We start from the raw sequence: 19120 nt of genomic DNA, 5'->3' as shown, positions 1-19120 counted from the left end.
CAAGCCCCTGCTGGCGATGAAATACCGCCAGAATCCCGTCATCCCGCATGTGGAGCCGGCAATGATTTACCGTCGCGCCCGTCTTAACTCCCCCCACCAGCAGCGCGGCGCCGTTGCGGTGTTCGCCGCCGTGCTCCTGGTTGCCCTGCTGACCAGCGCCGTGCTGGTCATCGAAATCGGGCGTGTCTACCTGGCCCAGCGCGGCCTGCAGAAGATGGCGACGTTCGCGGCGATGGATGCCGCACGCGTCGTCAGCGGCTGCGGCGACGCGCCCACCCAGACCCGGCTCGACGCGGCGGTCACGGCCAGCCTGGCGAAGAACGGCTATCCGGAGGTACTCACCAGTCAGGACATCGAAGTCGGGGTGGTCGAGGTCAACGCGGACTCCCTGCGCGAACTCGATCCCACCGACCTGGAAGACGCGCGCGCGGTACGCGTGACGCTCAAGCGCAAGTTCCCGAGCCTGCTGACGCCGCTGCTGGGCGGCAACAGCGGCATCATGGTGGCCTCCGCCACCGCCACCGAGGAAGCGCTGGGCAGCTTCTCGCTGGGCAGCGGCGTGGCCAGCCTCAACCAGGGCATGCTCAACGCCCTGCTGTCCGGCCTGCTGGGCGGCAACGTCAATCTCACCCTGATCAACTACCAGGGCCTGGCCAGCACCAATGTCTCGCTCGAGGCCCTGGCGCTGGCGGTCGGTGTGGACGCCACGGATCTGTCCGATCCGCTGGCCCTCAGCACCAAGACCCCGGTGCTGTCGGACGTCCTCAATGGCCTGGCCGGTTCGCTCAGCGGCACCGCCAGCGGCACCGTCACCGGCCTGCTCACCGGTCTGGCCGCTTCAGCCAGCGGCAACCGCAACCAGATTCCCTTGGGCCAAGTGCTGGGCGCGATCGACGACGTCGCCGCCGGCGTGCCCTTCATCAGCCTGCTCGACCTGATCCTGGCCCTGGGCGAGGCCGCCACGCCCACCGTCGGCGGCGGGCCGAAGCCCATCGCGCTGCCGGTGAACATCAACATCCCCAACGTCGCCAGCGCCGCGGTCTTCGTCAAGATCCTGGAGCCGGCGCAGCTCAGCGGCCTCAAGCGCGCCGGCCAGGCCCGCGCCAGTACCGCCCAGATCCGCCTGCTGGTGCGCACCCAGGTGGCGCTGCTGAACACCCTGAAGCCGGTGCTGAACGGCCTGGTCTGCCTCGGCGGCCTGGCCTGCAACATCGACATTCCACCGATCAATATCGGCATCGACGTCGACGTGGCCAAGGCCGACGCCGTGCTCACGCGCATCGACTGCCCGCGCACCGACGTCAACGGCGGCATGCCGATCGCCGAGCTGAGCGCGGAGCCCGCCGTGGCCGTGGTCTCCGTGGGCACCTTCACCGGCGCCGTCGCCGCCGCCACGCCGCTGGCCACCGTGCCGACGCTGCTGACCCGCATCCACGTCTCCCTGCTGAACCTGCCCGGCCTGCAGCTGGCCGACATCAACATCGACCTGAAGCTCGACAGTCCGGTCGATGCCAAGGTCGGCACCGGCTACATGGAACCCCTGCCCAACGAGGTCACCCAGTTCACCCGCTGCGTCGCCCAGGGAGATCCGTCCGCCCGCTGCGCCGCCAGCAGCGACCTGCGCCCCTACTGGCTGGCCGACGTCCCCGTCGCCAACGAGAATCCGCAGACGGTCGGCAGCCGGGGGCTCCTGCAGGGCACCCTGTCCAGCCTGCTGGGCGACCTGGTGGACGAGATCAGTATCGGCGACCCGGCGCATCCGGGCCGCCCCACGATCTGCCTGCTGAAAATTCTCGGCATCTGCACCATCCCACTGAATCTCGGGCCGGTGCTGGATACTGTCCTCAACCTGGTCTCCGGCGTCCTCGCCCCGGTGCTCAGCGCCCTCGGTGCGGTGCTCGACGCGGTGCTCGATCCCCTGCTGCAGAGCCTGGGCATCCGGCTGGGCTCGGCCACCGTGACGATGAACGTGGTCACCGTGGCGCAGCCCAGCGTGGTCAGCAAGGACGTCCCGGCCGACACCACGCCCTGAGGTACCGGAAGCGAGCACGGTCGATGGCGGATCAAGCCTGATAAACTGCGCGCCCTGCCCCGCGCCGGGTTAGCACAGTGGTAGTGCAGCGGTTTTGTAAACCGTTGGTCGGGGGTTCAAATCCCTCACTCGGCACCAATTAAGGAAACCCCGCCACCCGGCGGGGTTTTTGTTTCGGCCCGGCGGACTCCACGGCACCCGCTGAAACCTGATGCGGTGATCAGGTTGCCGCCTCCGATCGTCTGTGCGAGTTTCCGGCATCACGGACGCAAGAGCGAAAGAACGGATGCGAAAGACCTGCCCACACTGCGGAGTGCCACGCCCGCCGGTGGCCTCGGTTGTCCGCTGCCGATCCTGCAATACCCTGTACAGCGACACGCATGCGCACGGCTACGAGATCGACAACGGGCCGCCGCCGGGCTCGCTGCCGCCGCTCAAGAAATGGGCCGGCCTGGCCTTCCTCGGTGTGATCGTGATCGCTGTGCTGGCCGGCCGTGATCGGCCGGATTCGCTTTCCGTGGGCCCGCCCACCCGCATCGACATGGCAGCAGGGTCTGCCTCCTCCCCGGCAGAAAGCGCCAGGTCGGACAGTCCCCGATTGGCCGGCCCGAGCAACCAGGAAAGGGCGCGGATGTATGCAAAGGCCCAGGCCCAGACCCGGACTGCGCGTAGCGCGGAACAGATCGAGCACTTCCTCTCCTTCGTCGAGCGGCAGCTGGCGGAGGTGGAGCAGATGGAAGGGATGTCGCTGGTCGAGGCCCGCGGCATGTCGGGTTCTTTCCACAGCACATTGCAGTACTGGAGCACCAACAGGTTCGACGCCACGCCCTGCCTCGACAGGCTGCATTCCACGGTCTACCGCGGCCTCGAACGAGCGGCCTACGGCATCAGGGCTGTGGCATCCGACAGTCCCGACGCCGACACACCCGTGAGCGAGGACCCGGCGAGTTCCGCCGCGGTGGACACAGCCCTGGATGCACTGAGACAGGCCAGGGATGCGGCCGCCGCCTGCAGGAACGGCAACTAGAGCATTTTGGGTTTAAACGCTTGCATCGCAGCTGTTTCATCATCAGCGTCATACCGGCGAAAGCCGGCATGACGGGTTTCATGGGATAGCAGGAAGGAATCGCGCCCAAAGAAAAACCCCCGAAGCTTTCGCTTCGGGGGTTTGTCCTTCTTTAAGAGCCTGGCAGTGTCCTACTCTCACATGGCTATTGCCACACTATCATCGGCGCTGTGTCGTTTCACTTCCGTGTTCGGGATGGGAACGGGTGGTTCCAACACGCTATGGCCGCCAGGCAAACTGGCTGACGAGTCGCGACTTTTTAAGGGTCTCGCCTCATCGAATTGGGTTTGTAGTTAAAACACTGCGACGGTTCTCAATGCCCTTCAGGTACATTGACGTCAAAAATGCTTGAGCGTTATATGGCCAAGCCGCACGAGCAATTAGTATGCGTTAGCTCCATGCATTACTGCACTTCCACACCGCACCTATCAACCACGTAGTCTACATGGGCTCTACAGGCAGCTTAAGCTGCGTGAGGTCTCATCTTGAAGTGGGCTTCCCGCTTAGATGCTTTCAGCGGTTATCCCGTCCGTACATAGCTACCCAGCGATGCCACTGGCGTGACAACTGGAACACCAGAGGTACGTTCCACCCGGTCCTCTCGTACTAAGGTGAACTCTCCTCAAACCTCAAACGCCCACGGCAGATAGGGACCGAACTGTCTCACGACGTTCTGAACCCAGCTCGCGTACCTCTTTAACCGGCGAACAGCCGGACCCTTGGGACCGACTACAGCCCCAGGATGAGATGAGCCGACATCGAGGTGCCAAACACTGCCGTCGATATGGACTCTTGGGCAGTATCAGCCTGTTATCCCCGGAGTACCTTTTATCCGTTGAGCGATGGCCCTTCCATACAGAACCACCGGATCACTTAGACCTACTTTCGTACCTGCTCGACTTGTTTGTCTCGCAGTCAAGCTAGCTTATGCCTATGCACTCAAGAGCGCGATTTCCGACCGCGCTGAGCTAACCTTCGCACTCCTCCGTTACTCTTTGGGAGGAGACCGCCCCAGTCAAACTACCCACCATACAGTGTCCCTGTCCCGGATAACGGGACGAGGTTAGAAATTCGAGTTTATCAGGGTGGTATTTCACCGGTGCCTCCACCTCAGCTAGCGCCAAGGTTTCAATGGCTCCCACCTATGCTACACAAACAAACTCAAACTCCAGTGTAAAGATATAGTAAAGGTTCACGGGGTCTTTCCGTCTTGCCGCGGGAACACCGCATCGTCACGGCGATTTCAATTTCACTGAGCCTCGGATGGAGACAGTAGGGCTATCGTTACACCATTCGTGCAGGTCGGAACTTACCCGACAAGGAATTTCGCTACCTTAGGACCGTTATAGTTACGGCCGCCGTTTACTGGGGCTTCGATCAAGAGCTTCGCTTGCGCTGACCCCATCACTTAACCTTCCAGCACCGGGCAGGTGTCAGACCCTATACGTCCACTTTCGTGTTTGCAGAGTCCTGTGTTTTTGATAAACAGTCGCAACCCTCTCTTCACTGCGACCCGCTTGCGCGGGCGTGCCTTCTCCCGAAGTTACGGCACTAATTTGCCGAGTTCCTTCATCCGAGTTGTCTCAAACGCCTTAGGATACTCTCCTCGCCCACCTGTGTCGGTTTGGGGTACGGATTCCTGTTACCTGAAGCTTAGAGGCTTTTCTTGGAAGCGGGGTATCAGCAACTTCAGTCCAGTAGGACCTCGTCATCACGCCTCAGCTTAGCTCTCCGGATTTGCCTAAAGAGCACGCCTAAACGCTTAAACCACCATCCAACAGGTGGATTGCCTAACCTTCTCCGTCACCCCATCGCAGTAACAGCAAGTGCAGGAATATTAACCTGCTTTCCATCGACTACGCCTCTCGGCCTCGCCTTAGGATCCGACTCACCCAGCGCCGATTACCGTTGCGCTGGAACCCTTGGGCTTACGGCGAACAGGTTTTTCACCTGTATTGTCGTTACTCATGTCAGCATTCGCACTTCTGATACCTCCAGCAACCCTTACGAGTCACCTTCACAGGCTTACAGAACGCTCCTCTACCACGCATATTGCTATGCATCCGCAGCTTCGGTGTATCGCTTGAGCCCCGTTACATCTTCCGCGCGGGCCGACTCGACCAGTGAGCTATTACGCTTTCTTTAAATGATGGCTGCTTCTAAGCCAACATCCTGGCTGTCTGTGCCTTCCCACATCGTTCACCACTTAGCGATAACTTTGGGACCTTAGCTGGCGGTCAGGGCTGTTTCCCTTTTCACGATGAAATTTAGCTCCCACCGTGTGTCTCCCGTGATTGCACTTGTAGGTATTCGGAGTTTGCAACAGCTGGGTAGGAACTTGTGTTCCCCCCAAACCGTAACAGTGCTCTACCCCCTACAGTGAGACACGAGGCGCTACCTAAATAGCTTTCGAGGAGAACCAGCTATCACCCGCCTTGATTAGCCTTTCACTCCTATCCACATGTCATCTCCGACTTTTTCAACAGGCGTGAGTTCGGGCCTCCATTGTGTGTTACCACAACTTCACCCTGCACATGGATAGATCGACGGGTTTCGGGTCTACTCCCAGCAACTAGTCGCCCTATTCAGACTCGGTTTCCCTACGGCTCCCCTATACGGTTAGCCTCGCTACTGAGAAGTAAGTCGCTGACCCATTATACAAAAGGTACGCCATCACTCTTTCGAGCTCTGACTGCTTGTACGCATCCGGTTTCAGGTTCTATTTCACTCCCCTCTCCGGGGTTCTTTTCGCCTTTCCCTCACGGTACTGGTTCACTATCGGTCGGCAACGAGTATTTAGCCTTGGAGGATGGTCCCCCCATATTCAGACAAGGTTTCACGTGCCTCGCCTTACTCGATTTCACACATCTGACTTTTCGCATACGGGGCTATCACCCGCTATGGCCGGCCTTTCCAAACCGTTCTGCTAAGTTTCGATGTGCTTAAGGGCTGTTCCCCGTTCGCTCGCCACTACTAGGGGAATCTCGGTTGATTTCTTTTCCTGCAGGTACTTAGATGTTTCAGTTCCCTGCGTTTGCCTCAATGACCTATGTATTCAGTCAAAGATACGGCCGAAGCCGTGGGTTGCCCCATTCGGAAATTCACGGATCAAAGCTTGTTTGCTAGCTCCCCGTGACTTATCGCAAGCTACTACGTCCTTCATCGCCTGTTGCCGCCAAGGCATCCACCAGATGCGCTTGATCGCTTGACCATATAACCTCAAACATTCTCTCGAATATTTTCAGCCATAGATTAAATCAATCTATCACTTACATTTCGCCGTCAAGCACCTTTGGCATTGAGTCTGATTACTTCCTATTAAAAGGACGTAAACAGATACTTTGTCTACAGTGTTTAACTACAAACCTAATTGTTAAAGAACAGTTAAATCCACTTTCGCGGATTCATGAAAACATCCACTAGGACGCTTTCATGAATCGGAATTTGGTGGAGCCAGTCGGGATCGAACCGACGACCCTCTGCTTGCAAAGCAGATGCTCTCCCAGCTGAGCTATGGCCCCGGTGACCAACGCGCCTTTGTCTGCCAAAGATGGTGGGTCTGGCTGGATTTGAACCAGCGACCCCACGCTTATCAAGCGTGTGCTCTAACCAACTGAGCTACAGACCCAGGTGCGTGTGAACCGCCAGGCGGCGATTCCGACTGTCTTAGCAAGTAACTTGTGTGGATGCTCCCAGAGACGCTTCGAAGCGTTCTGTAAAGGAGGTGATCCAGCCGCAGGTTCCCCTACGGCTACCTTGTTACGACTTCACCCCAGTCATTGACCACACCGTGGTAGGCGTCCCCCTTGCGGTTAGACTACCTACTTCTGGTGCAGCCAACTCCCATGGTGTGACGGGCGGTGTGTACAAGGCCCGGGAACGTATTCACCGCCGCAAATGCTGATCGGCGATTACTAGCGATTCCGACTTCATGAGGTCGAGTTGCAGACCTCAATCCGGACTACGATGTACTTTCTGGGATTAGCTCCCTCTTGCGAGTTGGCGACCCTCTGTATACACCATTGTAGTACGTGTGTAGCCCTGGCCATAAGGGCCATGATGACTTGACGTCATCCCCACCTTCCTCCGGTTTGTCACCGGCGGTCCCCTTAGAGTGCTCAACTAAATGGTGGCAACTAAGGGCAAGGGTTGCGCTCGTTGCGGGACTTAACCCAACATCTCACGACACGAGCTGACGACAGCCATGCAGCACCTGTGTCTAGGTTCCCTTGCGGGCACTCCCTCATCTCTGAAGGATTCCTAGCATGTCAAGGCCAGGTAAGGTTCTTCGCGTTGCATCGAATTAAACCACATACTCCACCGCTTGTGCGGGCCCCCGTCAATTCCTTTGAGTTTCAACCTTGCGGCCGTACTCCCCAGGCGGGATACTTATCGCGTTAGCTACGACACCGACACGCAGAGCATGCCGACGTCAAGTATCCATCGTTTACGGCGTGGACTACCAGGGTATCTAATCCTGTTTGATCCCCACGCTTTCGTGTTTCAGTGTCAGTACAGGCCCAGGCGGCTGCCTTCGCCATTGGTGTTCCTTCCGATATCTACGCATTTCACCGCTACACCGGAAATTCCACCGCCCTCTACCGTACTCTAGTCAAACAGTCTCGGAAGCAGTTCCCAGGTTGAGCCCAGGGATTTCACAACCGACTTGTCAAACCACCTACACACCCTTTACGCCCAGTAAATCCGATTAACGCTCGCACCCTCTGTATTACCGCGGCTGCTGGCACAGAGTTAGCCGGTGCTTATTCTTCAGGTACCGTCAAGACTCAAAGTATTAATCTGAGTTTTTTCTTCCCTGCTTAAAGTGCTTTACAACCCGAAGGCCTTCTTCACACACGCGGCATTGCTGGATCAGGCTTGCGCCCATTGTCCAATATTCCCCACTGCTGCCTCCCGTAGGAGTCTGGACCGTGTCTCAGTTCCAGTGTGACTGATCGTCCTCTCAGACCAGTTACTGATCGTCGCCTTGGTGAGCCATTACCTCACCAACAAGCTAATCAGACGTAGGCTTCTCTCAGAGTGCAAGGCCTTGCGGTCCCCTGCTTTGGTCTTTCGACATCATGCGGTATTACTCCAAGTTTCCCTGGGCTATCCCCCGCTCTAAGGCAAATTCCTACGTATTCCTCACCCGTCCGCCACTAGATGTATTGCTACACCTCGTTCGACTTGCATGTGTTAGGCATGCCGCCAGCGTTCAATCTGAGCCAGGATCAAACTCTCCAATTAAATTTTTATAACTGGATCAAGCACTCTCAGCCCCGAAGGACCTAAAGCGCTCAGAGTTATTCCCCGTTTAGCTCAATTTTTAACATTGGCTCTACGTTGATACTCTCGGTTTTGTTGCTATGGCTTCTGCCACGCTCCGGGAGCACCCACACAAATTACTTGCTAATTTGTTCTTAAAGATCAGTGCTTTAGGGCTTCCAACGTTTCCGTCGTTGCCGTCAGCGAGGAAGGCGAATTCTAGGGAAAAATCGGGGGGCGTCAACTATCCCCCCCAGACTAATTATTAAGTGTTTGTTACAAAACGCTTTTTAGTTTCGCCAAAATCCCTTGATCCCCAGGAAAACGCGCTTTTTTTGGTCGTTTTTTAGCCATTTTTTGGTTGTTTTTTAACCACTTCCAGGGAGGCCCCACGAGAAAGGGGCCCTTCCGGGCCCCTTTCCCGGTTTCAGCCGGGTTCGGCGGTCACTTCGGCATAGGCGTAACGCCTGGAGCCGACCTGCAGCAGGTAGGTCTGCCCGGGCTTCAGCAAGAGCCCCCGGTCCTCTACACGCTGCTGATCCACCCGTACGGCCTTCTGGTCGAGCATGCGGTTGGCCTCGGAAGTGGACGGCACCAACCCGGCTTCCTTGAGCAGCTTGCCGATCTGCAGGCCGACAGCAGGAGCCCGCAGCTTCACGACAGGGATGTCGGCCGGCAGGGAGCCCTGGGTGAACTGGGCAATGAAGGCCGCCCTGGCGCCCTCGCCGGCCCCACCGCCGTGGAAGCGGTCCACCAGCTCCACCGCCAGGCCCATCTTGATGTCGCGGGGGTTGGCCCCCTCCCCGGCCGAGCGCCGCAGGGCGGCGATCTCGGTCAGGGGGCGGAAGGACAGCAGGTCGTAATAGCGCCACATCAGGGTGTCGGACACCGACATGAGCTTGCCGAACATCTCCGACGGGGCGTCATTGACTCCTATGTAGTTGCCCAGGCTCTTGGACATCTTCTGCACGCCGTCCAGCCCCTCGAGGATGGGCACCGTCATGATGCACTGGGGCCGCTGGCCGTAGGCCGACTGCAGGTGGCGCCCGACCAGCAGGTTGAACTTCTGGTCGGTTCCGCCCATCTCCACATCGGCCTTGAGGGCCACCGAGTCGTAGCCTTGCAGGAGGGGGTAGAGGAACTCGTGGACCGCGATCGGCTGGCCGCCGGCATAGCGCTTGGTGAAGTCGTCGCGCTCCATCATTCGGGCCACGGTGTGTTGCGCAGCCAGCTTGATCAGGCCCTCGGCACCCAGGGCGTCGAGCCACTGGCTGTTGAAGACCACCTGGGTCCGTTCCGGGTCCAGGATCTTGAACACCTGCGTCTTGTAGGTCTGGGCGTTCTCTTCAACCTGCTGACGCGTAAGGGGTTTCCGGGTTTCGTTCTTGCCGGTCGGGTCGCCGATCATGCCGGTGAAGTCGCCGATCAGGAAAATGACCTCGTGCCCGGCCTCCTGAAAGGCACGCATTTTGTTAAGCAATAGCGTGTGGCCGAGGTGCAGGTCCTTGGCCGTGGGGTCGAACCCAGCCTTGATTCGCAGTTTCTGCCCTTTGGCCTCGGCTTCGGCCAAGCGGGCACGAAACTCAGCATCGGGAATGATTTCGTCCGTTCCACGGACGAGTTCAGCGAAATCGACGGTCATGTGAAATGCAAGGCTATGTAGGGTGGGAAGGGTCGGAACAGGGGCTGCTCGCTGTCTGCGGAGCTGGATATACCCGGGGGATTTCTTGCAATGGCTAAAAAATTATGTTTCCTTACGCATTATGACACCCCGGAGAGACGCCGGTCACAAAGGCGACCCCGGTCAAAACCGCACTGCCCCGCGCGGTTTCACGTTTTTTGAGTTATCACGATGAATTTCGACTATAGCCCAGCCGAGCTGGCACCCCGCCGCTCGGCCAAGCGCTCTGTTGTCATGGTGACGCTGTCTGTCGCCATGCTGGCCGCCGTTGTCGGCCACGAGAGCATTGCCACGCGCCGCACCACGCTGGCCGACGCCGCCAATGCCGAAATGGCCGCTGCGTTCCCGGCCACCGCTGCCGACATCGCGCTCGACGCCCAGCTGCAGGCCCAGGCCACGACGGCGACGCCGCCCAGCCCCGCGCCCACCGACTGGAAGGCCCTGACCGTGGAAAGCGGCCAGACGCTGTCCACCATCTTCGAGGCCGAGGGTCTGCCGCACAGCGAGTCGCTGAAGCTGCTGACGCTGAGCAAGGACGCCTCGCAGCTGCGCAACCTGCGCCCCGGCGAGACCATCCGCCTGCGCAAGAACACCGAGCAGGAGCTGGAAGAGCTGAGCTACGAGCTGGACGAGACGCACACCCTGCAGGTGCGCCGTGTCGACGACCAGCTCGAGGCCTTCACCATCGCCGCCGAACTGGAGAAGCGCCAGGCCGAGATCGCCGGCGTGATCGACTCCTCGCTGTTCGCCGCCGCCCAGAAGGCCGGCCTGTCCAACCGCCTGACGCTGGAACTGGCGCAGATCTTCAACTACGACATCGACTTCGCCCTGGACCTGCGCCGTGGCGACCGTTTCGTGGTGATCTACGACGCCTACTACAAGGACGGCAAGAAGCTGCGCGACGGCAACATCACCGTTGCCGAGTTCGTCAACAAGGGCAAGACCCACCAGGCGATGCGCTACGTGGACAAGAAGGGCAACGTCGCCTACTACGCGCCGGACGGCCGCTCCTTCCGCAAGGCCTTCATCCGCACGCCGGTGGATTTCGCGCGCATCAGCTCGGGCTTCAACATGGCGCGCCGCCACCCGATCCTCAACATCATCCGCGCCCACAAGGGCGTGGACTACGCCGCCGGCACCGGCACGCCGGTGAAGACCACCGGCGACGGCGTCGTCGAGTTCCTCGGCACCAAGAGCGGCTACGGCAACGCCATCGTGATCCGTCACGACTCCAAGTACGAAACCCTCTACGGTCACCTGTCGCGCTTCCGCAGCGGCCTGCGCAACGGCAGCAAGGTGAAGATGGGCCAGGTGATCGGCTACGTCGGCGCCACGGGCCTGGCCACCGCGCCGCACCTGCACTACGAATTCCGCGTCAACGGCCTGCACGTCAACCCGATCACGGTGGCCCTGCCTCGCGCCAACCCGCTGTCGCGGTCGGAAGTGGCCGCCTGGCGCTCCAACAACGCCGGCGCCCTGGCCGCACTGGAGTCGATCTCCATGCAGCAGTCGGCCATGGCGGAAGACTTCTCGCGCCACGGCAACACCGCGACGCCCTAAGGCGTTCGCTGGTTTAACATCAGGCCGATGACGGAATACTTCATCGGCCTGATGTCAGGTACCAGCATGGACGGCATCGATGCCGCCGTCTGTGCCTTCGACGACTCCCGCTTTCTTTGCGTGCATGCGCACGCCTCCGGCCGCTATCCGGCAGCCTTGCGCGCGCGCCTGCTGGCCCTGCAGCGCGAAACCCCGACGCTGTCCCTGCACGAGCTGGCGCGGCTGGACCGCGACGTCGCACAGGCCTTTGCCGACACCGCGCAGGCCGCGCTGGAAGCCGCCAGGCTGCCGCGCGAGGCGATCCGCGCCGTGGGCTCCCATGGCCAGACCGTGTTCCATGACCCCGCCGGCACCGGCAGCAGCCAGCAGTTGGGCAACCCGTCCTGGATCGCACAGCAACTGGGCATCACCACCGTCGCCGACTTCCGCCGCGCCGACATCGCCGCCGGCGGCCAGGGGGCCCCGCTGGTGCCGGCCTTCCACCACGCCCTGTTCGCCGAGGCGACCCTGCCGCGTGCGGTGGTCAACCTCGGCGGCATCGCCAACATCACCCTGCTGCCGGGTGCCGGGGAGGCGCAGGTGTCCGGCTTCGATACCGGGCCAGCCAATGGCCTGATGGACGAGTGGGCCGAGCGCCACCTGGGCCAAGCCTACGACGAGGGTGGCCATTTCGCCGGCGGCGGCCAGTTGCACGCCGGCCTGCTGGAGGTCCTGCTGGGCGATCCCTACTTCGCCGCCGCACCGCCGAAGAGCACCGGGCGCGGCGACTTCCACCTGCAGTGGCTGCACCAGCGCTATCCGGCCCTGGACGCGCTGGCGCCGGCCGATGTGCAGCGCACGCTCTGCGAGCTGACGGCGCGCACGGTGGCCGAAGCCATCCGCCGCCACGGCCCGGGCACGCGCGAGGTGCTGGCCTGCGGCGGCGGCACCCGCAATCATCTGCTGATGGAGCGCCTGCACGCCCTGCTGTCGCCGATCAGGCTCCACACGACCGGCGACGCCGGCCTGGATCCGCAACACGTCGAGGCCGCCGCCTTCGCCTGGCTGGCAATGCGCACGCTCAAGGGACTGCCGGGGAATCTGCCGGCGGTGACGGGGGCGAAGAGGCCGGTGATCCTGGGGGGGGTTTACCGGGTCTGAGACAGGTAGCGGATGCAGGAGCGGCTGTTAGCCGCGAACGCCGGTGACCAGGATCACCTCCGCTCGCGGCTGACAGCCGCTCCTACAAAAGAACGTAGCCCGGTTTCGCGCAGCGAAGCCGGGAGCAAGGCACAAAGCAAAAACCCGGCTTCGCTGCGCGAAACCGGGCTACTTACCTACGGTTCTGTTTGAAGGGCCGGCAAGAAAACCCGCAGGCTCGCAACGCTAGGATCCCCACTTCGTGGGTACGATGGCTTACTGCGGACTGACATTGAGTCAGTCCGCAGCCGGGCCATCAAATCCACGCTGCTCGCTGCTATACCGAGAACGAGCTGCCGCAGCCGCAGGTCGTGGTCGCGTTCGGATTGCGGATCACGAACTGCGCGCCCTCGACGCTTTCCTTGTAGTCGATCTCGGCACCGGCGAGGTATTGCACGCTCATCGGATCCACCAGCAGGGTCACGCCGTTGCGGACCACCACGGTGTCGCCTTCCTCGGTTTCCTTGTCGAACTTGAAGCCGTACTGGAAACCGGAACAGCCGCCGCCGGTGACGAACACCCGCAGCTTCTGGTCGGAATCGGTTTCCTCGTCCAGCAGTTCGCGCACCTTGTTGGCGGCGGATTCGGTGAAGATCACCGTGGGTTCAAGCTCTGCTACTTCCATGACAGCACACTCTTGCCTTCGCAGGCGGTCTAGAGACCCTTGGCGCGACGGGCCTCGCTCAACTGATCCATCGAGGCTTCTTCGGCCGACTTCTGCGGAGCGGCCAGCGCCGCCGCAGGCGCGCGTCCCGCCTCGCCCTCGTGCACCAGCTGGCCGTTGACCGTGGCGCCGCCTTCCATCTCGATGATCTTGTAGTAGACGTTGCCGTTCACGCGGGCCTTGGCGGCCAGGGTGACCTTCTCCGTCGCATGCACGTCGCCGATGACGGCGCCGTTCAACACAATATTGGGGACGCGAACGTCACCTTCAACCACGCCCGTGTCGCTGATCGACAGGGCGGCCGCCTTGTCGCTGTTGGCGATGACCTTGCCCTTGACCTTGCCGTCGATGTGCAGGCCGCCGGAAAAACGCACGTCACCGAGGATTTCGGTCTGGCGGCCGATCAGGGTATCCACCGAGGTGGACGCGTTGGTGCTCTTGGGATTGTTACCGCCGAACATTTTCATTTCCTCCAACTCCGGCCAGGATCCGATTCCATTCGAAGCTTTCCTCCGGCCTCGGAGTGTTTTCGCCGTCTATCTGCAGCGCGACGATGACCCGCTGCGGCTTGAAGCCATCCGGCAAGCGGAATTCGCCGCGGAATTCCTCGTAATACTTCATCGAGAATATCAGCTTTTTGACGTCCCCGAGGGCGATGTCCTCGAGCTCCAGGTTCTGCCTGACGGCGCCCTGCAGGCCTTGAATCTCCATTCGCACGCTGCCGCCGAAGAAACGGTCCTTCTGCGCCGACTGGATCAGGGTCAGGTCGAAGCTGTAGGCCCGGGGTTCCCGGTCCTTGGCCTGCAGCTTGATGTCATGCACGCGCACGCCCGACCGGGTCTGCCCGGTGGGCGACATGCCGCGGTAGAAGGTCAGCTGCTCGCGCAGTGAGGAGACCTCGCTCTGCAGCGCCGTCAGGGATTGCCGGACCTCGTCGCAGGCATGGGTGTCGATCTCGACAGAGCGCTTCTCGTAGGCCACCTGGTTGCGCAGTTCCTCCACCTGCCCGCGCGCGGCACGCAGCTCGCGGCTCAGGTTGCGGCGGTCGTCCTGGGCGCGCTCCAGCTCGGTCTGGGCGCGCTCGAAATCCGACACCGTGGTGGCGCGGGTGTAGGAGTAGAGCCCCCACATCAGCACCGCCAGCACCGACACGCCGCCGGCGATCAGCCCGGTCCTGAACCAGGGCCGATGCCGGGCGATGACGATCTTGTGCTGCATGCGCTACGGCGTCCGGTCCGGGCTCAGGGCGACAGCGGCGGGGCGTCGAGGCCCAGGCTCTCGTCCAGGCCCAGCATCAGGTTGAGGTTCTGGATCGCCTGCCCCGAAGCCCCCTTGACCAGGTTGTCGATCACCGACAGCACCACCACGGTCTTGCCGTCCGTAGCCTTGTGCACGGCGATGCGGCAGCGGTTGCTGCCGCGCACGCTGCGCGTCTCCGGGTGCTCGCCGGCCGGCATCACGTCGACGAAGGGCTCGCCCTTGTAGCGCTGCTCGAACAGCGACTGCAGGTCCACCGAGGGGTCCTTGAGGCGCGCGTAGAGCGTGGCGTGGATGCCGCGGATCATCGGCGTCAGGTGCGGGCTGAACACCAGGCTGACCGGCGTGTCGGACACGGCATCCAGGCCCTGGGTGATCTCCGGCAGGTGCCGGTGCCCCGGGATGCCGTAGGCCTTCATGGTGTCGGCCGCCTCGCCGAACAGCGAGCCGACCTTGGCTTCACGCCCGGCACCGCTGACGCCGGACTTGCAGTCGGCGATCAGGCCGTCGGTTTCCACCAGCCCGGCCTCCAGCAGCGGCAGGTAGCCCAGCTGCACCGAGGTCGGATAGCAGCCCGGGTTGCCGACGACGCGCGCCCGCGAGATGTCCACGCGGTTGACCTCGGGCAGGCCGTAGACCGCCTCGGCCAGCAGCTCCGGGCAGCTGTGGTCCATGCCGTACCAGCGCTTGAACACGGCCGGGTCCTTGAGGCGGAAGTCGGCCGACAGGTCCACGATCTTCACGCCGCGCGCGACCAGCGCCGGCGCCATCTCCATGCAGGCGCCGTGCGGCGTGGCGAAGAACACCGCCTCGCAGCCGGCCAGCTGGTCCAGGTCCGGAGCGCTGAAGCTCAAATCCGTGTAGCCGCGCAGATGGGGGAAATGCTGGTCCGCACGCAGGCCGGCCTCCTTGCGCGAAGTCAGCATCGTGACCTGCACCTTGGGGTGCTGCGCCAGCAGGCGCAGCAGTTCGGCGCCGGTGTAACCGGTCCCGCCGACGATTCCGACCTTGATCATGACTCTCACATCCAGCGTTGCAAGGGCGCGATAATAGAGGTTCCAAGCCCCCCCACGCTACGCGCAGGCCTCTCTGACAATGCTCTGGTTAAAAGCGTTTCACATCATTTTCGTCGTCTGCTGGTTCGCCGGGCTGTTCTACCTGCCGCGCCTGTTCGTCTACCACACCGAGGTCAAGGACCCGGACGGCCACCAGCGCTTCTGCCTCATGGAAAAGCGCCTGATGACCATGACCACCATCGGCATGCTCGGCACCTGGATCCTGGGCCTGTGGCTGCTCTCGGAGTTCCCGGGCTACATGAAAGCCGGCTGGTTCCACGCCAAGCTGACCCTGGTACTGGCCCTGTCCGGCTACCACGGCTGGCTCAAGACCCGGGTGCGGGCCTTCGCCGCGCAGTCCAATACCAAGAGCGCGAAGTTCTACCGCATCATGAACGAGGTCCCGGCGCTGGCGCTGGTGGCGATCGTGGTGCTGGTGGTGGTGAAGCCGTTTTGAGGTACTTCCCCTCTCCCGCCAGCGGGAGAGGGAATAAACAAAAAGGCCCCGCCTGAGCGGGGCTTTTTTGTTGCACGCCAGCCGCTTACTCGCTCGCTTCCTGCAACTCACCCGCCGCCGACTGGATGTAGTTCTGCAGCCCCATGCGCTCGATCAGGCCCAGCTGCTCCTCGATGAAGTCGATGTGGTGCTCCTCGCTTTCGAGGATGTCCTCGAACAGCTCGCGGCTGTTGTAGTCGCGCACCGTCTCGCAGTGGGCGATGGCGTCCTTGAGCAGGGGCACGGCCTCCAGCTCCAGGCGCAGGTCGCATTCCAGCAGCTCCTTCACGTCCTCGCCGATGTAGAGCTTGCCCAGGTCCTGCAGGTTGGGCAGGCCGTCGAGGAACAGCACGCGCTTGATCAGGCGATCAGCGTGCTTCATCTCGTCGATGGACTCGTGGTATTCGACCTTTTCCAGCTTCTTCATGCCCCAGTTGCCCAGCATGCGGGCATGGAGGAAGTACTGGTTGATCGCCGTCAGTTCGTTGCGCAGGGCGAGATTGAGGAACTCGAGGACCTTGGGATCACCGCGCATGACGCGCTCCTGGGTTGGATCAGGCGCACAGTGTAGCCGCCGGACGCTTGTCGCGTCTAGCCCAAGTGGCTGTTTTCATTAATGTTTTAAACGCTTTTGCATGCGATTCGCATGCGCGTTCCGGCGGCGCTCAGGCGCTCAGCATGGCCGGCTGGTTGGCGGCGGCGCCCATCATCAGCGCCGCAGCGGGACGCGCGGCCAGGGCTTCGTCCAGGACTTCGCGGGCGGCCGGCACGCACTTGCCGCAGCAGGTGCCCAGGCCCAGTTCGCGGGTCAGATCGCGCAGGCTCACGACCTCACCGGCCGCGGCGGCGCGGCGGATGTGGCGGTCGGAGACAGCTTTGCAGACGCAGACGATCATGCGTCGTATTGCACACGGAATGATAATGATTGTCAATAAACTTCCGGTTAACGGAAGTGCCGGCGGTCTGCCGTCCGCTGCCGCCCGCCGCAGACAGCGGCTAGGCGCGGCGCAGGCTCACGCGGCGGCGCTGCTGCGGACCGGGTTGCCGCCCTGCTGGCCCAGCAGCGGCGCCAGTTCGGTCAGGGCGCGGCGGTAGACCTCGCGCTTGAAGTCCACCACCTCGTCCATCGGCAGCCAGTAGTCCACCCAGCGCCAGCCGTCGAATTCCGGCTTGTCGCTGGCATCGAAGTGCACCAGGCCGTCCTCGCCCAGCATGCGCAGCGCGAACCATTTCTGCTTCTGGCCGATGCACAGGCGCCCGCGCGGGCGGCGCAGGTAGCGCTGCGGCAGGCGGTAGCGCAGCCAGCCGCTGGTGACGCCGATGACCTCGACGTGCTGCGGCAGCAGGCCCAGCTCCTCGTGCAGCTCGCGGAACAGCGCCGCTTCCGGGGTTTCGCCGCGCTTGATCCCGCCCTGCGGGAACTGCCAGGCCTGCTGGCCGATGCGCTTGGCCCACAGCACCTGGCCGGCCGCGCTGGTCAGCACGATCCCAACGTTTGGACGAAATCCTTCTGAATCAATCACTTGATGGGCGGGAGTGAATAAGTTCTCCAAGGATAATGGCAAATCCCCCGGTAGCTGTATACGCCCCGGCCGAACGGCCCGGTTAAGATGCCGCGCCTCGAACCCCCTGCCCCCGCGACTCGCCATGAAACTCGCCGTCTTCGATCTCGACCACACCCTGCTCGCCGGCGACAGCGACTACCTCTGGGGCCAGTTCCTGGTCGAGCAGGGCCATGTCGACGCCGCAGCCTACGAGCGCGAGAACCGGCGCTTCTACGAGGAGTACCAGGCCGGCACGCTGGACATCCTCCAGTTCTGCGCCTTCTCCCTGAAGCCGCTGTCGCAGCACCCGATGGCCCTGCTGCAGGAATGGCGCCGCCAGTTCCTGCGCGAAAAGATCGAGCCGATCATTGCCGCCGGCGCCCCGGCCCTGCTGGAGCGTCACCGCGCCGAGGGCGCGACCCTGCTGATCACCAGCGCCACCAACCGCTTCGTCACCGAGCCGATCGCCGCGCTGCTGGGCGTCCCGCACCTGCTCGCCACCGACCCGGAGATCCGCGACGGTCGCTACAGCGGCCAGGTTGCCGGCCTGCCGAACTTCCAGGGTGGCAAGGTCACGCGCCTGCGCGAATGGCTGGCGGCGCAGCCGCAGCCGTACACGCACATGATCGCCTACAGCGATTCGCGCAACGACATCCCGCTGCTGGAGATGGCGCAGCAGGCGGTGGCGGTGGATCCGGACGACGTGCTGCGCGCCGAGGCGCAGCGCCGCGGCTGGCAGGTGATCAGCCTGCGCGAAGAGCCTGCCTCTGCGGCTTAGGCGCTGGGCGCCGCATCGCGGTGGATGCGCTCCAGTTCATCGCGCAAGCTGGTGTCGCGCAGGTGGACGAAATGATCGTCGCGTAGCGCGGTCAGCAGTTTCACCCGGGTGTCGAGGGCCGAATAGGCCTCGCGAAAGGCCTTGAGCTGCACTTCCACGTCACCCTGCGCCGCGGCAGGGTCGGGAATGCCCCAGTGCACCTGCACCGGCGCGCCGGGCAGCACCGGGCAGGTTTCCCCGGCCGCCTCGTCGCAGACCGTGACCACCAGGTCCAGCGCCGCCGCGTCTTCGCCGGCGAACTCGTCCCAGGACTTGTTGCGCAGACCCTCGGTCGGGAGCTTGTGGCGACGCAAGGTCTCCAGCGTCAGCGGATGCACTTCTCCGCGCGGATGCGCGCCGGCGGAGTAAGCCTCGAAGCGACCCTTGCCCCAGTGCCGCAGCAGGGCCTCGGCCATGATCGAGCGGGCGGAATTGCCGGTGCAGACGAACAGCACGCGGATCGGATTTTCAGCGCTCATGGGGAGCTCCCGGGAAGGAAGCCCA

At 62.4% G+C, this 19120-nt stretch carries 15 protein-coding genes, 3 tRNA genes and 3 rRNA genes; 7 read left to right on the top strand and 14 right to left on the bottom strand.

The genetic code is table 11. The annotated features are described in order from the left end of the window. The first annotated feature begins 61 nt into the window (after positions 1 to 61). The 3 genes from D0B54_RS01540 to D0B54_RS01530 all read left to right on the top strand — a co-directional run bounded on the left by D0B54_RS01540 (position 62) and on the right by D0B54_RS01530 (position 3059). Positions 62 to 2032: a TadG family pilus assembly protein gene (locus D0B54_RS01540; protein ID WP_162932129.1), complete on the top strand. Its 1971-nt coding sequence runs from the start codon at positions 62 to 64 to the stop codon at positions 2030 to 2032. 63 nt (positions 2033 to 2095) lie between these two features. Next, positions 2096 to 2170: transfer RNA gene (locus tag D0B54_RS01535), tRNA-Thr, on the top strand. Between the two features lie 190 nt (positions 2171 to 2360). Further along, positions 2361 to 3059: a hypothetical protein gene (locus tag D0B54_RS01530; RefSeq protein ID WP_117288532.1), complete on the top strand. Its 699-nt coding sequence runs from the start codon at positions 2361 to 2363 to the stop codon at positions 3057 to 3059. 157 nt (positions 3060 to 3216) lie between these two features. Here D0B54_RS01530 and rrf read toward each other — a convergent pair. The 6 genes from rrf to tyrS all read right to left on the bottom strand — a co-directional run bounded on the left by rrf (position 3217) and on the right by tyrS (position 10005). Continuing rightward, positions 3217 to 3331, bottom strand: a 5S ribosomal RNA gene (gene rrf, locus D0B54_RS01525). Between the two features lie 126 nt (positions 3332 to 3457). Then, positions 3458 to 6309: ribosomal RNA gene (locus D0B54_RS01520) — 23S ribosomal RNA — on the bottom strand. 234 nt (positions 6310 to 6543) lie between these two features. Next, positions 6544 to 6619 (bottom strand) — tRNA-Ala (locus D0B54_RS01515). Positions 6620 to 6649: 30 nt separating this feature from the next. Then, positions 6650 to 6726: transfer RNA gene (locus D0B54_RS01510), tRNA-Ile, on the bottom strand. Between the two features lie 89 nt (positions 6727 to 6815). Then, positions 6816 to 8345: ribosomal RNA gene (locus D0B54_RS01505) — 16S ribosomal RNA — on the bottom strand. Together the 16S, 23S and 5S rRNA genes with 2 tRNA genes alongside form the textbook arrangement of a ribosomal RNA operon. A 445-nt stretch (positions 8346 to 8790) precedes the next feature. After that, a complete protein-coding gene (tyrS, locus tag D0B54_RS01500; protein WP_117288530.1) occupies positions 8791 to 10005 on the bottom strand; it encodes a tyrosine--tRNA ligase in 1215 nt (404 codons plus the stop codon). 210 nt (positions 10006 to 10215) lie between these two features. Here tyrS and D0B54_RS01495 point away from each other — a divergent pair, with 210 nt between their 5' ends. Together D0B54_RS01495 and D0B54_RS01490 are read left to right on the top strand one after the other, a co-directional pair. Then, entirely contained in the window at positions 10216 to 11604 is a 1389-nt protein-coding gene (locus tag D0B54_RS01495; RefSeq protein ID WP_240433524.1) for an OapA family protein, read from the top strand. Positions 11605 to 11631: 27 nt separating this feature from the next. Next, the gene (locus D0B54_RS01490) at positions 11632 to 12744 is read left to right on the top strand and encodes an anhydro-N-acetylmuramic acid kinase (RefSeq protein WP_117288528.1); all 1113 of its coding nucleotides are present in this window, start codon (positions 11632 to 11634) and stop codon (positions 12742 to 12744) included. Positions 12745 to 13060: 316 nt separating this feature from the next. On the opposite strand, the gene erpA is transcribed toward D0B54_RS01490, so the two are convergent. The 4 genes from erpA to argC are packed head-to-tail and all read right to left on the bottom strand — an operon-like array spanning position 13061 to position 15720. Beyond that, positions 13061 to 13408, bottom strand: a complete 348-nt coding sequence (erpA, locus tag D0B54_RS01485; RefSeq protein WP_117288526.1) for an iron-sulfur cluster insertion protein ErpA — start codon at positions 13406 to 13408, stop codon at positions 13061 to 13063. 29 nt (positions 13409 to 13437) lie between these two features. Further along, positions 13438 to 13908, bottom strand: coding sequence for a bactofilin family protein (locus tag D0B54_RS01480; RefSeq protein ID WP_117288524.1), 471 nt, complete (start codon positions 13906 to 13908; stop codon positions 13438 to 13440). After that, a complete protein-coding gene (locus D0B54_RS01475; protein ID WP_117288522.1) occupies positions 13895 to 14665 on the bottom strand; it encodes a DUF6776 family protein in 771 nt (256 codons plus the stop codon). The genes D0B54_RS01480 and D0B54_RS01475 overlap by 14 nt, the downstream gene beginning before the upstream one ends. Positions 14666 to 14688: 23 nt before the next feature. Next, entirely contained in the window at positions 14689 to 15720 is a 1032-nt protein-coding gene (argC, locus tag D0B54_RS01470; RefSeq protein WP_117288520.1) for an N-acetyl-gamma-glutamyl-phosphate reductase, read from the bottom strand. A gap of 79 nt (positions 15721 to 15799) precedes the next feature. On the opposite strand from argC, the gene hemJ reads away from it, so the two are divergent. Further along, positions 15800 to 16216: a protoporphyrinogen oxidase HemJ gene (gene hemJ, locus D0B54_RS01465; RefSeq protein ID WP_117288518.1), complete on the top strand. Its 417-nt coding sequence runs from the start codon at positions 15800 to 15802 to the stop codon at positions 16214 to 16216. An 85-nt stretch (positions 16217 to 16301) separates the two neighbouring features. On the opposite strand, the gene bfr is transcribed toward hemJ, so the two are convergent. From bfr to D0B54_RS01450, 3 genes are all read right to left on the bottom strand, one after another. After that, on the bottom strand, positions 16302 to 16790 hold the full coding sequence (bfr, locus tag D0B54_RS01460) for a bacterioferritin (RefSeq protein ID WP_117288516.1): 489 nt from the start codon (positions 16788 to 16790) through the stop codon (positions 16302 to 16304). 130 nt (positions 16791 to 16920) lie between these two features. Next, positions 16921 to 17151, bottom strand: coding sequence for a (2Fe-2S)-binding protein (locus tag D0B54_RS01455; protein WP_117288514.1), 231 nt, complete (start codon positions 17149 to 17151; stop codon positions 16921 to 16923). Between the two features lie 117 nt (positions 17152 to 17268). Beyond that, complete coding sequence (locus D0B54_RS01450) at positions 17269 to 17778, bottom strand: RNA pyrophosphohydrolase (protein ID WP_117288512.1); 510 nt, start codon at positions 17776 to 17778, stop codon at positions 17269 to 17271. Between the two features lie 124 nt (positions 17779 to 17902). On the opposite strand from D0B54_RS01450, the gene D0B54_RS01445 reads away from it, so the two are divergent. Continuing rightward, positions 17903 to 18577, top strand: a complete 675-nt coding sequence (locus D0B54_RS01445; RefSeq protein ID WP_117288510.1) for an HAD family hydrolase — start codon at positions 17903 to 17905, stop codon at positions 18575 to 18577. Here D0B54_RS01445 and D0B54_RS01440 read toward each other — a convergent pair. Continuing rightward, entirely contained in the window at positions 18574 to 19095 is a 522-nt protein-coding gene (locus tag D0B54_RS01440; RefSeq protein WP_117288508.1) for an arsenate reductase ArsC, read from the bottom strand. The genes D0B54_RS01445 and D0B54_RS01440 overlap by 4 nt on opposite strands. Positions 19096 to 19120: the final 25 nt, after the last annotated feature.

This window comes from Solimonas sp. K1W22B-7 (genome assembly GCF_003428335.1).
In the GTDB taxonomy this organism is placed as follows: Bacteria; Pseudomonadota; Gammaproteobacteria; order Nevskiales; family Nevskiaceae; genus Solimonas_A.
The sequence above is the reverse complement of the archived record's forward strand: the minus strand, read 5'-3'. Positions and strand labels throughout refer to the sequence as shown.

Coding starts and splice junctions, on each gene's coding strand:
- D0B54_RS01540 (WP_162932129.1), top strand. CDS start 62: ATGATTTACCGTCGCGCCCGTCTTAACTCCCCCCACCAGCAGCGCGGC.
- tyrS (WP_117288530.1), bottom strand. CDS start 10,005: ATGACCGTCGATTTCGCTGAACTCGTCCGTGGAACGGACGAAATCATT.
- D0B54_RS01495 (WP_240433524.1), top strand. CDS start 10,216: ATGAATTTCGACTATAGCCCAGCCGAGCTGGCACCCCGCCGCTCGGCC.
- D0B54_RS01490 (WP_117288528.1), top strand. CDS start 11,632: ATGACGGAATACTTCATCGGCCTGATGTCAGGTACCAGCATGGACGGC.
- erpA (WP_117288526.1), bottom strand. CDS start 13,408: ATGGAAGTAGCAGAGCTTGAACCCACGGTGATCTTCACCGAATCCGCC.
- D0B54_RS01480 (WP_117288524.1), bottom strand. CDS start 13,908: ATGTTCGGCGGTAACAATCCCAAGAGCACCAACGCGTCCACCTCGGTG.
- D0B54_RS01475 (WP_117288522.1), bottom strand. CDS start 14,665: ATGCAGCACAAGATCGTCATCGCCCGGCATCGGCCCTGGTTCAGGACC.
- argC (WP_117288520.1), bottom strand. CDS start 15,720: ATGATCAAGGTCGGAATCGTCGGCGGGACCGGTTACACCGGCGCCGAA.
- hemJ (WP_117288518.1), top strand. CDS start 15,800: ATGCTCTGGTTAAAAGCGTTTCACATCATTTTCGTCGTCTGCTGGTTC.
- bfr (WP_117288516.1), bottom strand. CDS start 16,790: ATGCGCGGTGATCCCAAGGTCCTCGAGTTCCTCAATCTCGCCCTGCGC.
- D0B54_RS01455 (WP_117288514.1), bottom strand. CDS start 17,151: ATGATCGTCTGCGTCTGCAAAGCTGTCTCCGACCGCCACATCCGCCGC.
- D0B54_RS01445 (WP_117288510.1), top strand. CDS start 17,903: ATGAAACTCGCCGTCTTCGATCTCGACCACACCCTGCTCGCCGGCGAC.
- D0B54_RS01440 (WP_117288508.1), bottom strand. CDS start 19,095: ATGAGCGCTGAAAATCCGATCCGCGTGCTGTTCGTCTGCACCGGCAAT.